This is a genomic window from Roseovarius salis, assembly GCF_044472985.1.
Taxonomy (GTDB): Bacteria; Pseudomonadota; Alphaproteobacteria; order Rhodobacterales; family Rhodobacteraceae; genus Roseovarius; species Roseovarius salis.
On sequence record NZ_JBISDG010000016.1, the window covers coordinates 60367 to 73187 of the forward strand.

Here is a 12821-nt window from a genome sequence, read left to right on the forward strand (position 1 = left end):
AAAACCGGGCCTTAATCGGATTTGTCCACAGCCATGCCAGCGGGTTCGGACTGGTATGCAGCGGCTGCATGGATTTTCCGTTCGAATTCTATTGCGCGAAAGTCTTGGGCGCTTATATGCGGGCTACGAGAGGCGGCAGACGCCGACTCGCGGGCGAAACCTCACACATGCAGGAGGGCTACCATGACGCGCGATGAACTGAACCGCGAACTGCGCATGCATAGTGCCACGTGGCAGAGCGTGGTTCTGGTGTATGGCCTGCTTGTCGGAACGCTTGTTCTCTCGGCACTGTCCATCACCGCATAAGAGCCCGCGGGCGCGTCAGCGCCCGCGTCACGCTTGCCACCATGTCTGAAATGCGCCGGGCGGTCCTTCCGCGCGGCGCTTGTAGTTTGAAACCGGATGCCGTGCCATCCCCTCCCTGCGAAGGAGTCAAGCGATGACCCGTGACCAGCTTATTCGCGAACTGCGCATGCACAGCGCAACATGGCAGTCGGTTGTCATCATGTACGCCCTGATCGTCGCGACCATGGTCCTGTCCGCCATGGCGATCCTCTGATCGTCGACACGGCTGCCCCTGGCAAAGCGAAACGGCGGAGGTTTCCTCCGCCGTTTCTTGTTTTCTTCGTGTGCTCTATTCGACCTTCTGATCGCCCGGATCGATCTTGGCCGTCGCGGCGTCGCCCACGTTGTCGACTCCGCGCTCTTCCAGAAGGGATGTCAGCCAGTTCGGGTCCATCTCCGGCACCGAGCTGAGCAGGAGGTCGGTGTAGGGGTGGTGCGGCGGCGTGAACATCTCTTCCTTGGGCCCCTGCTCCACCACCTTGCCGTGCTGCATCACCACCACCTCGTCCGCGATCGACCGCACCGTGGCAAGGTCGTGCGTGATGAACATGTAGGCGAGGTTCAGCTCGTTCTGGAGGCGGTCGAGGAGTTTCAGGATGCCCTCGGCCACCAGCTGGTCCAGCGCCGACGTCACCTCGTCGCAGACGATGAAGGACGGCTCGGCGGCCAGCGCGCGGGCGATACCGATCCGCTGTTTCTGCCCGCCGGACAGCTCCGGGGGATACCGGCTGTAGAACTGCGACGGCTCAAGCTCGATGAGATCCAGCAACTCGTCGATCCGGTTCTTCAGCGCGGCCCCCTTGAGACCGGAGTAGAACTGGGCCGGGCGCCCGATGATTTCGGCGATCCGAACCTTGGGATTCAGCGCCGTGTCCGCCATCTGGTAGATCATCTGGCACTGCCGCAGCTGGTCCTTGGTGCGGTCCTTGTAGTTGGGCGGGAACGGCTCCCCCTTGAAAAGGACCTGCCCCTTGCTGGGCGGCAACAGCCCGGTAATGACCCGCGCCGTGGTCGACTTGCCCGACCCCGATTCCCCGACCACGGCCACGGTCATGCCCTCGTAGATGTCGAAGGACACGTCGTCGAGCACCTTGGCCCCTCCGGTATAGGAGGCATCCACGTTCTGCACCGAGATCAGGGGCGTGCCGTCCTTTGGCCGCTGCTTCTGCGGACGCTTGAAGGACCGGACCGCCCAGAGGGACTTGGTATAATCCTCCTGCGGGTTGTCCAGCATCTCCTTGGTGGGCGCCTGCTCCACCTCCTCGCCCTTGAGCAGCACCTTGATGGTGTCGGCCATCTGGGCGACCACGGCGAGGTCATGGGTGATGTAGATCGCCGCGGTGTTGAACTGGTCGACGATGTCGCGGATCGCCGCCAGCACCTCGATCTGGGTCGTCACGTCGAGCGCGGTCGTGGGCTCGTCGAAGATGATGAGATCCGGCCGGCACGACATGGCCATCGCGGTCATCGCCCGCTGGAGCTGCCCACCCGATACCTGGTGCGGGTACCGGAACCCGATCTCCTCGGGGTTTGGCAGGCGCAGCCGGCGATAGAGCTCGACCGCATCCTCCTGCGCCTCCATCCGCTTCTGCAGCCGGTATTGGAGCGGCGCCTCGGTATGCTGGTCGATGAGCTTGTGCGCCGGGTTGAAGGATGCCGCCGCCGACTGCGCCACGTAGGCGATGCGCGAGCCGCGCAGCGCACGTTTCTCGCTCTCGCTGGCGGTGGTCAGCTCCATCCCGTCGAACTCGATCGAGCCTTCGGAGATGCGCGTGCCGTCGCGGGCATAGCCCATGGCCGCGGCACCGATCGTCGATTTGCCCGCGCCGGACTCGCCGATCAGGCCCATCACCTCGCCGCGGTGGAGGGTCAGGTCGACACCCTTGATGATGTCGACCCATGTCTCGTCGGTGTACCCCTGGATCTTGAGGCCCTTGATCTCCAGGAGGACGTCTTTCTCATTGAATTTCTTGACCATGTTAAGTCTCCTTCAGGCCGGAGGACCGCCACAGCATCCAGTCAACCACGAAGTTGACCCCTACGGTCAGCAAGGCAATGGCCGCGGCCGGGATGAGGGGCGTGATGTCCCCGAACGAAATGAGCGTGGCGTTTTCCCGCACCATCGACCCCCAGTCCGCCGTGGGCGGCTGGATACCGAGCCCGAGGAACGACAGGCCGGCCACCAGCAGGAACACGAAGCAGAATTCCAGACCGAATTCTGCCACCAGCGGGGCGGTGGAGTTGGGCAGGATTTCCTTGCGGATGAGATACCATGTCCCTTCCCCGCGCAGCTTGGCCGCCTCGATGTAGTCCATCACCACGATGTTGCCGGCCACCGCACGTGTAAGGCGGAAGACGCGGGGCGCATAGATGATGGCCACGGCGACGATGATCACGATGATCTGCGGTCCGAAGATCGACAGCATCAGCAGGGCAAAGATGAGCGACGGGATCGACATGATCACATCCGCCACCCGGCCCATGAACTGGTCGAACCACCCGCCCTTGGTGGCGGCCAGCAGCCCTGCGAGCGCGCCGAGGATGAAGGCGGCGATGGTGGCGGCGAGGGCCAGGCCAACCGAGTTTCGCGTGCCGTAGATGATCCGGCTGAAGATATCGCGGCCCAGCTGGTCCGCGCCGAGAAGCATCTCGTCATTCGCCGGGGCAAACGCCGAGGCGATCACCTCGGCCTCGCCATGGGGCGCGATCAGGGGCGCGAAGACGCCCAGGATCACATAGGTGAAAATCACGAACATGCCGAAGGCCGCCGTGAGCGGCGCGGTGCGCAGTTCCTTGGCCATCTCTTCCGAGGCCATCGCGATGAGAAACTCGCGGAACCCGTAGGAGACCATCGCGGCGAGCGCGAGCACCCCGGCGGCGACCGCCACGAACATCAGCGCCCCGGTGCCGCCCACGATCCCCAGCACGAAAGACACAAGAGTCAGCGAGAAAAGCAGCAGGAACACCGCCCGCTTGTTCATGTATGCCGCAACGCAGGACGCGGCGAGGAGCACCGTGTAGTATCCGATGACAAACCAGCTCATAGTTCCGCCTCCTTACTTCGGATGCCGCAGACGCGGGTTGGTGAGGATCGCGCCGACATCCGCCGCGAGGTTCAGCAGGATGAAGGTCGCCGCGAAGATGAGGCAGCAGGCCTGCACGACCGGGAAGTCCCGCTTGGACACGGCGTCAACCAACGCCTGGCCGATGCCGGGATAGACGAACACCACCTCGACCAGAACGACGCCCGTGATCAGGTAGGCGAGGTTCAGCGCCACGACGTTGATGATCGGCGCCCACGCGTTCGGAAGGGCGTGCTTGACGATGACCCTCCACGGCGGCGTCCCCTTGAGCCGCGCCATCTCGATATAGGGCGAGGAGAGCAGGTTGATGATCGCGGCACGGGTCATGCGCATCATGTGCGCCATCACCACGAGCACCAGCGTCAGTGCCGGCAGGAACGTTCGGTGCAACAACTCCCAGAGCGTCATGTCCTCGCTCAGGCTCGAAATCGCCGGGAACATGCCCGCGTTTACCGCGAAATACAGGATGAGGATGTAGCCCAGGAAGAACTCGGGCGATGAGATGAAGGACAGCGCCATCACGTTGGCAACCCGGTCGAAGATCGAGTTGCGCAGCAGCGCCACGATGATCCCGAGGATGATCGAGACGGGGACCGCGATCACGGCCGCGTAGGCCGCGAGGAACAGCGTGTTCATGAACCGGTCGCCGATCGTGTTGGCGACGGATTCGCCGGTGACGATCGAGTTGCCGAAATCAAACATCACGGCACCGCTGAGCCATTCGAGGTACCGCACCACGGCGGGTTTATCGAGGCCCATTTCCTTGCGCAGCGCGGCGACGTTCTCCTCGGTCGCGCCCTGGCCGAGAACCGCCTGGGCAATATCGCCCGGCAGCAGTTCGACCATGAAGAAAATGATGATCGAGATGACCAGAAGAATGATCAACCCGAGGCCGAGCCGTTTTCCAACGAGCCCTAGTATGTCTCCCATCTGTCCCTCCTGCTGTTGTCAGACGCCCGGTTCGGGTTCCGGTGTTCCGGGTTACGTCAAGACAGAGTGTCTTTTTTCCTCGGCGGGGAGCCTTGAAGCAACTTCTGTGCCCGCGTCGGTTAATTGGTCCGCCCGGATAAAAACTTCGACTGGGCGGACAATGCCGCCCCGGCGCGCTGGCGCCGGGGCGAAATCGCGCTTAGGCGTCGTCGAACCACCAGCGGCTGCAGCCGCGGGCGCCGTCAACCTGCCAGCTGGCGGCAAGGTTGGGGCCGTGCTTGACGTTGGAGCGGCGCGCGTAGACGAAGTTCGGGAAGAACGGAATGATCGTGCCGCCGTCGTTCTTGGCCAGCATCGCCATCTCGCGGTACATCTCGGCGCGCAAGGAGTCGTCGAGTTCCGACTTGGCCTTGATCAGCAGTTCGTTGAACCGCTCGTTCTGCCAGTGGCTCTCGTTCCACGCCGCGTCCGCCTTGTAGGCGAGCGAGTACATCACGTCGGGCGTCGGACGTGCGCCCCACTGAACCACGCACCACGGCTTCTTCAGCCAGACGTCGGAATAGTAGCCATCGTTGGGCTCGCGCTTGACGCTGATGTCGACGCCGCCGGCCTTTGCCTGCTCGGAGAAGAGCACGCACATGTCCACCGCGCCCGAGAACACCGAGTCGGCCACGCTGATCTCGGTGCTCAGGCCCTCGGCCCCGGCCTTCTTGAGCAGCGATTTCGCCTTGTCGGGATCATAGTCGTTCTGCGGGATGTCATCGGGCCAGTAGGGCATGGCCGGCGAATGGTGGAAGTCGTTGCCGATCGTCGCGGTGTTGAAGGTGATCTTCTCGATGATTTCCTGGCGGTTGATCAGGTGCTTCATCGCGTTGCGCACGTTGACGTCGTCGAACGGCGCGGTGTCACAGAACATCGGCATGGTGATCGCCGCCGCCGAGGGCACGTTGTCGATCTCGATGTTGGGGTCGCGCTGCAGCAGGGCGAGCGTTTTCAGCTCGATCTGCGTCACGGCATCCACGTCGCCGGTGACCAGCGCGGTCTGGCGCGCGTTGGGGTCGTTGAGAACGGTGATCGTGACCTTGTCGAAATAGGCGCCGTCAAGGTGCCAGTCGTCGTGGCGCTCAAGCTCGTAGTTGACACCCATCTCGGCATTGACCAAGCGGTACGGCCCGCAGCCCATGCCGGACTGCCAGTTGATCGAGCCGTCGTCGTTGGCCGGGCAGATGGCAAGGTGATAATCCGTCATCAGCCAGGGCAGGTCTGCATTGCCGCCCGCCAGCTTGACCGTGATCGAATGGTCGCCGTTGTCCACGATCTCCTCGATGTCGGAAACCAGCGCCGCGGCGGCCGAGGTTGTGTCCTCCCCGCGGTGGTGATTGAGCGACGCGATCACGTCGTTGGCGGTCACCTTGTTCCCGTCGTGGAAGGTCGCCTTGTCATTGAGCTTGAACGTCCACTCCTTCGCGTCCGGCGAGGCCGACCACTCGGTCGCCACGTCCGGCCCGAGCGAGCCGTCCGGCTCGATCAGGGTGAGGTAGCTGCGGAAGGTATGCGCCAGCATGATGGTGGAATAGGTGACGTAGGTGCCGGGATCGTGCGTGTCGGAGGTGTTCCCGTCATGCGAGCCCAGCCGGAAGTGCCCGCCGCGCTTCGGGGCCGCCTGGGCGGAACTCGTCCAAAGCCCGGTCGCTGCAGAGGCCGTCATACCGGCCGCCAGCGAATAGTGCATGAACGACCGGCGGGAAATCTTGCCCTCGCGGGCCGCGTCCGCCAGTCGGTCGATTAGAATCTGGTCTTCGTGCTTGGTCATGATCTCTCCCTGAAGGATTGCTGTTGTTGGATGTAGCCATCACCACTGTATATGGGTCAAATCAAAATTCCCCATCCGCGGCCGAAGTGCGTAGCCAATAAACGACATATTCTAACCAAAACACGAAATTCCATGCAGTTCTACCCTTTAGTTACAGCACTCAATGTAAATTTGGGCACTCAACCCGCGCCGCGCCGTCGCAGGCGCCGGATGCCTGTCCGCAACGAAAAACGGGGCGCAGGCATGGTGCCTCGCCCCGCGTGTCGCACCGGTGCCGGCCGTGCCGGCACCGGGATGTCGGCAGGTATCAGGACGCGAACCACCAGCGGCTCGGGGCGCGGGCGCCGTCGAGTTCCCAGCTCGCCGCGAGGCTGTCGCCACGCATCACGTTGCTGCGGCGGGCGTAGACGAAGTTGTTGAACATCGGGATGATGGTGCCGCCGTCGTTGCGCGCCAGCAACGCCATCTCGCGGTACATCTCCGCGCGACGCTCGTTGTTCAGCTCCGCCTTGGCCTTGAGGAGCAGTTCGTTGAACCGCTCGTTCTGCCACCGGCTCTCGTTCCAGTCCGCGTCGGCCTTGTAGGCCAGCGAGTACATCACGTCGGGCGTCGGACGCGCGCCCCACGACACGGCCGTGAACGATTCCTTCAGCCAGACATCGGAGTAGTAGCCGTCATTGGGTTCGCGCACGACCTTGACATCGATGCCCGCCTGCTTGGCCTGCTCGGAATAGAGCACGCACATGTCCACCGCGCCGGAGAACACGCTGTCGGCGGTGTGGATGTTGACGGAGAGCCCCTCGGCCCCGGCCTTCTTGAGCAGCGACTTTGCCTGATCGGGGTCGTATTCGCGCTGCGGGATGTCATCGGGCCAGTACGGCATGGCCGGAGAATGGTGGAAATCGTTGCCCTTGGTCGCCGCGCCGAACGCGATCTTGTCGATGATCTCGTCGCGGTTGATGGCGAGCTTCAGCGCGTTGCGCACGTTCACGTCGTCGAACGGCGCGGTATCGCAGAACATCGGCATGGTGATCGCGGCCGCCGAGGGCACATTTTCCACCGCGATGTTGGGGTCGCGCTGCAGCAGCGACGACGTCTTGAGGTCGATCAGGGATACCGCGTCAACGTCCCCGGTGACCAGTGCCGTCTGACGCGCGTTGGGGTCGTTGAGCACCAGCATTTCAACCTTGTCGAAATAGGCGCCTTCAAGGTGCCAGCCGTCGTGACGGCTGAGCGACCACTGGACCCCCCATTCGCCCTGGTCGATCTTGTAGGGGCCGGAGCCGTCGCCCGACTGCCAGTCGATCGTTCCGTCGTCGTTGGCCGGGCAGATGGCGAGGTGATAGTCCGTCATCAACCACGGCAGGTCCGCCAGCCCGCTTTCCAGCGTGACGACGACGGTATGATCGCCGTCCGCGGCCACATCGGTGATAGAGGTCAGCAGCGCCTTGGCGGCCGATGTCGTGTCCTCGCCGCGGTGGTGGTTCAGCGAGGCGACAACATCATTCGCCGTCACCGGCTTGCCGCTGTGGAACGAGGCGTTGGGGTTCAGCTCGAATGTCCAGACCGACGCGTCCTCGTTGGCCTCCCAATTGCTGGCGAGGTCCGGGCCGAGCGTGCCGTCAGGCTCGATGAGCGTGAGGTAGCTGCGATACTGGTGCGCCAGATAGATCTGCTGGCGCGACACGTACGTGCCCGGATCATGGGTGTCGGAGGTATTCCCGTCGTGCACGCCGACGCGGAACGTGCCGCCGCGCTGCGGCGCCGCATGGGCGGAACTCGTCCACAGCCCGGTTGCGGCCGAGGCTGTCATGCCAGCGGCCATCGAATAGCTCATGAACGACCGGCGCGAGATACGGCCTTCGCGCGCGGCATCCGCAAGACGGTCGATTAGAAGAGGATCGTGCTTCTTTGTCATGCTTTTCTCCCTGGAAGTCTTTACCCGTGCGACCCGGCGCACTGAAACATTATGCGCTCATGCCGCACTGCACACATCACGTGATTCTGCGGGTACTTTGAAAATGACATGCCAATAACAAAACACGAAATCCCTCACGCTTCCACCCTCTCTTTTTATCAACGGAGGGATTCCCATATTTTACAGGTAGATAGCCAGACGCAAACGTCCCGATCCCGGCGGGGCGTTCAGCCACGCCGGCTGCGCAGCCGGGCGAAATAGTCCAGCCGCCGCTTCAGTTCCCGTTCGAAGCCGCGCTCGACGGGCTGGTAGAGCACTTGGCGCTTCATCTCCGACGGGAAGTAGTTCTGGCCGGAAAAACCGTCCTCGGCATCGTGGTCATAGGCATAGCCCGCGCCATAGCCCTCGTCCTTCATGAGCTTGGTCGGCGCGTTCAGGATGTGCTTGGGGGGCGGCAGGCTGCCGGTGTCCTTCGCCGCCCTGCGGGCGGCCTTGTAGGCGGTGTAGGTCGCGTTGGACTTCGGCGCCAGCGCGAGATAGGTCACCGCCTGTGCCAGCGCCAATTCGCCCTCGGGACTTCCAAGGCGTTCATAGATCTCCCACGCGTGCAGGCAATGTGTCTGCGCCTGCGGGTCGGCCAGCCCGATATCCTCGACCGCCATGCGCGTGATCCGGCGAGCAAGATAGCGCGGGTCCTCGCCGCCCTCCAGCATCCGCGCCAGCCAATAGAGCGCCGCGTCGGGATCGGAGCCGCGCACGGACTTGTGAAGTGCCGAGATCAGGTTGTAGTGCGCGTCCCCCGACTTGTCGTACTGGGCCGCCCGCTTCATCAGCCGGGCCGTCAGCCCGTCGGTGTCCAGCTGGCCTTCGGTTCTCCATGCCGCGACCTGCTCGATCAGGTTCAACAGCGCCCGCCCGTCCCCGTCGGCCATCTCCAGCAACGCCTCGCGCGCCGGGCCATCCAGTGGCAGCGGGCGGCCAAGTTCCGCCTCGGCGCGCTGGGCCAACAGCTCCAGATCGGCCAGCGAGAGACGCTCCAGCACGAAAACCTGCGCCCGGCTGAGCAGCGCTGCGTTGAGCTCGAAGCTGGGGTTCTCGGTCGTGGCCCCCACCAGCAGGATCGTTCCGTCCTCCATGTGCGGCAGGAAGCTGTCCTGTTGCGCCTTGTTGAATCGGTGGATCTCGTCAACGAAAAGCAGCGTACCCTGCCCGTTGGCGCGCCGGTGCTTGGCCTCGTCGAAAACCCGGCGCAGTTCCGGCACCCCGGTAAAGATGGCACTGATCTGCACGAAATGCAGATCGGTCTCGTCGGCCAGCAGGCGGGCGATGGTGGTCTTGCCTACCCCCGGCGGCCCCCAGAAGACGAGAGAGCCGAGGCTGCCCGCGGCCAGCATCACGCCGAGTGGCCCGTCGGGCCCCAGCACCTTGTCCTGGCCAACCACCTCGGACAGCTTGCGCGGGCGCAGCCGGTCGGCCAGCGGGCGCGGCGCCGTGTCGGGCAGCGCCTCGGGCTGGGTATCGAAGAGATCGGGCACCGCCGCTACAGCCTGAACCGCATGGACAGGCGCCGCGGACCGCGCTGAACCTCGAGGCTCAGCCACCGCCGCGCATCCGCCAGCAGGCTCGCCGCCATCTCGGACGTCTCGACCGGTACCTCGTTGATCGCCGTCAGCACGTCCCCCGCGCGCAGCCCGGCCCGCCGTCCGACGCGGCCGGGATCCTCCACCACGGCACCGCGGGCCGACAGGGGCAGGTCAAACTCGCTGATGACCCCCGGATTGACGGTGGACAGGGTCATCCCGGGAATGGCCGATTGCCGGGGTGTTGTCAGCCGCGCGCGCGGCGGGGTGTCTGGCGCCGGGACCAACGCGACCGTCACCTCGCTGCGTTTGCCCTGCCGGACGCGCGTGACGCCCGCTTGCGTGCCGATACCCGCCACAGACATGCGAAAGATCATCTCGGCCGGGGTGTTGACGGGGTGCCCGTCCACGGCGGTGATCACGTCGCCGGTCTCGATGCCCGCCTCGACGAACGGGCTTTGCGGATGCAACTGCGAGATCACCACGCCACCCGGCCTGTCCAGCCCGAGCGCCTCCACCATGTCCGCCGTCACGGGCTGGCCGTCGAGCCCCGGCCATGGGCGTTCGAACTCGGTGTTGCCGGCGCGCGCCTGCGTGACGAATTGCGCGACCAGCGCCGACGGAATGGCGAAACCGATCCCGTTGGACCCGCCCGATCGGCTGAGGATCGCGGTATTGATACCGATGAGCCGCCCGTTCACGTCCACCAGCGCGCCGCCGGAATTACCGGGGTTGATCGGCGCATCGGTCTGGATGAAATAGCCCCGCGCATCGCCTGTGGCCGTGCCCGAGCGCGCCAGCCCCGAGACGATACCGCTGCTGACCGTCTGGCCCACGCCGAAGGGGTTGCCGATGGCCAGCACCAGCTCTCCGACCTGCACGGTGTCGCTGTCGCGCAGCCCGAGCGCGGGCATCCCGCGCGCATCCTCGAGCTTGAGCACGGCAAGGTCGCTCTCTTCGTCCGACAACAGCACCTCGGCCGAGAATTCGCGCCGGTCGTTGAGCACCACGCGGATGTCGGTGGCCTCGCCCACGACATGGTAATTGGACACCACGATACCCTCCGCGCCGAGGATGACGCCCGAGCCGAGCGAGTTCTGCACGCGCTGCCGGGGCGTGCCGAAATCGCGGAACAGGTCCTGGAAGAACGGATCGTCGCTGAACGGGCTGCGCACGTCCACCACCCTGCGGGCATAGATGTTGACCACCGCCGGGGCGGCCTGTTTCACCACCGGCACGAACCCGGTACGTATGTCGGCCGCATCCCGCGGAACCCGCATCTCGGCCAAGGCGGGCGGGCCGATCAGCAGGGCGATGAAGAAAAGCACCAGTCGCATCGTCATTCCTGTACCGTCACGACCTCCGATATGCTGGGCCGGACGGCGGATTGCAAGCGGCGGCGGGACCGCTCCCAGAGAATGCGAAACCCCCGCCGGCGGCACCGGCGGGGGTTTTCAATTGCGGAGGGGTGGCCCTCAATCCTCTTCGGCGGCCTCTTCGGCGGCGACGCGTTCCTTGTCGGCCTTGCCCTTGGCGTCGGGATCGCGATCCACCAGTTCGATGATGGCCATCGGCGCCATGTCGCCGTACCGGAACCCGGCCTTGAGCACGCGGACATAGCCGCCCTGACGGTCCTTGTAACGGGGGCCCAGCACGTCGAAGAGCTTGGCGACATGCGTATCCTGCTTGAGCTGGGCGGCAGCCTGGCGACGTGCGTGCAGATCACCGCGCTTGCCAAGCGTGATGAGCTTTTCGACGACCCGGCGCAGTTCCTTCGCCTTGGGCAGCGTCGTCTTGATCTGTTCGTGTTCGATGAGCGAGCCGGCCATGTTCGCCCAAAGCGCCTTGCGGTGCTCGTGGGTGCGATTCAGGCGGCGGTAGCCTCTTGCGTGACGCATTTTCGTGTCTCCTTGACGTGTTTTGCTTTGTCCGGGGCCCGATGCGCGTCAGACCCTCTCCTTGGGGCGGGAATGCCCGGGCTCGGTGGGTTGCCCCCTGCGCGTACTCCGCAGGGTGGGGACAACCCGCCATCTCTCAGAACTGGTCCTCGAATTTCTTGGCCAGGTCCTCGATGTTGTCGGGCGGCCAGTCCTCGACGTCCATGCCAAGATGCAGCCCCATGCCTGAAAGCACTTCCTTGATCTCGTTCAGGGACTTGCGGCCGAAATTCGGGGTCCGCAGCATCTCGGCCTCGGTTTTCTGGATCAGATCACCGATATAGACGATGTTGTCGTTCTTCAGGCAGTTGGCCGAACGCACCGAAAGCTCCAGCTCGTCGACCTTCTTGAGCAGCAGCGGGTTGAACTCCAGCCCGTCATCCTCGGCCTCCCGGCCGGCGCTCTCGGGTTCCTCGAAGTTGACGAATATCGAAAGCTGGTCCTGCAGGATGCGCGCGGCATAGGCCACCGCGTCCTCTGGCGTGACCGAGCCGTCGGTGTCCACCTTCATCGTCAGCTTGTCATAGTCCAGCACCTGCCCCTCGCGCGTGGGCTGGACGTCATAGCTGACCTTGACGACAGGCGAATAGATCGCGTCAACGGGGATGAGGCCGATCGGCGCGTCCTCCGGCTTGTTCCGGTCCGAGGCGATATAGCCCTTGCCCGTGTTGACCGTGAGTTCCATGAAGAGGTCCGCGCCATCGTCGAGGTGGCAGATCACGTGATCCTTGTTCAGGATCTCTATGCCCGCACTGTCGGAGATGTCGCCCGCGGTCACGACGCCCGGCCCCTTGGCGGAAATCGACAGCCGCTTGGGGCCCTCGACGTCCATGCGCAACGCGACGCCCTTGAGGTTCAGAACGATGTCGGTCACGTCCTCGCGCACGCCGGCGACCGAGGAAAACTCGTGCAGAACATTGTCGATCTGCACGCTGGTGATCGCCGCCCCCTGCAGCGACGACAGCAATACGCGCCGCAGCGCGTTGCCGAGCGTCAGGCCGAAGCCACGCTCCAGGGGCTCGGCGACGACGGTGGCCTGACGCAGCGGATCGTTGCCGGGGCGAACCTCCAGCTGTGTCGGCTTGATCAGGTCAGCCCAGTTCTTGTGGATCATGCGTTCCCTCCATTCCTGTTCCTGGCCCCATGTCCAAAGGCCGGGAACGCCCGAGGTTTAAAATGACGGAATGGGGCCGTGAAATGACACGCGGCCCCACC

General features: G+C 64.4%; 10 protein-coding genes. 1 reads left to right on the plus strand and 9 read right to left on the minus strand.

All coding sequences use genetic code 11. From position 1 onward, the window contains the following. Nucleotides 1-183 precede the first annotated feature (183 nt). Nucleotides 184-306 carry a hypothetical protein gene (locus ACH13J_RS08565; RefSeq protein ID WP_397542913.1) on the plus strand — a complete coding sequence of 41 codons (123 nt, stop codon included), beginning with the start codon at nucleotides 184-186 and terminating at the stop codon, nucleotides 304-306. Between the two features lie 328 nt (nucleotides 307-634). Here the strand turns inward: ACH13J_RS08565 and ACH13J_RS08570 are convergent, their stop codons facing one another. The 9 genes from ACH13J_RS08570 to ACH13J_RS08610 all read right to left on the minus strand — a co-directional run bounded on the left by ACH13J_RS08570 (nucleotide 635) and on the right by ACH13J_RS08610 (nucleotide 12720). Then, nucleotides 635-2323, minus strand: coding sequence for an ATP-binding cassette domain-containing protein (locus ACH13J_RS08570; protein ID WP_397542914.1), 1689 nt, complete (start codon nucleotides 2321-2323; stop codon nucleotides 635-637). Between the two features lies 1 nt (nucleotide 2324). Then, nucleotides 2325-3389, minus strand: coding sequence for an ABC transporter permease subunit (locus ACH13J_RS08575; RefSeq protein WP_397542915.1), 1065 nt, complete (start codon nucleotides 3387-3389; stop codon nucleotides 2325-2327). Nucleotides 3390-3401: 12 nt separating this feature from the next. Continuing rightward, nucleotides 3402-4358 (minus strand): ABC transporter permease subunit, encoded by a 957-nt coding sequence (locus tag ACH13J_RS08580; RefSeq protein WP_397542916.1) that lies wholly within the window; start codon nucleotides 4356-4358, stop codon nucleotides 3402-3404. A gap of 199 nt (nucleotides 4359-4557) precedes the next feature. Beyond that, a complete protein-coding gene (locus ACH13J_RS08585) occupies nucleotides 4558-6171 on the minus strand; it encodes an ABC transporter substrate-binding protein (RefSeq protein WP_397542917.1) in 1614 nt (537 codons plus the stop codon). 307 nt (nucleotides 6172-6478) lie between these two features. Further along, the gene (locus tag ACH13J_RS08590; RefSeq protein WP_397542918.1) at nucleotides 6479-8089 is read right to left on the minus strand and encodes an ABC transporter substrate-binding protein; all 1611 of its coding nucleotides are present in this window, start codon (nucleotides 8087-8089) and stop codon (nucleotides 6479-6481) included. A gap of 227 nt (nucleotides 8090-8316) precedes the next feature. Further along, complete coding sequence (locus ACH13J_RS08595) at nucleotides 8317-9624, minus strand: AAA family ATPase (protein WP_397542919.1); 1308 nt, start codon at nucleotides 9622-9624, stop codon at nucleotides 8317-8319. Between the two features lie 5 nt (nucleotides 9625-9629). Continuing rightward, nucleotides 9630-11006 carry a trypsin-like peptidase domain-containing protein gene (locus tag ACH13J_RS08600; RefSeq protein ID WP_397542920.1) on the minus strand — a complete coding sequence of 459 codons (1377 nt, stop codon included), beginning with the start codon at nucleotides 11004-11006 and terminating at the stop codon, nucleotides 9630-9632. Nucleotides 11007-11144: 138 nt separating this feature from the next. Continuing rightward, entirely contained in the window at nucleotides 11145-11567 is a 423-nt protein-coding gene (rplQ, locus tag ACH13J_RS08605; protein ID WP_397542921.1) for a 50S ribosomal protein L17, read from the minus strand. Nucleotides 11568-11703: 136 nt separating this feature from the next. Continuing rightward, nucleotides 11704-12720, minus strand: a complete 1017-nt coding sequence (locus tag ACH13J_RS08610; RefSeq protein ID WP_397542922.1) for a DNA-directed RNA polymerase subunit alpha — start codon at nucleotides 12718-12720, stop codon at nucleotides 11704-11706. Nucleotides 12721-12821 lie beyond the last annotated feature (101 nt).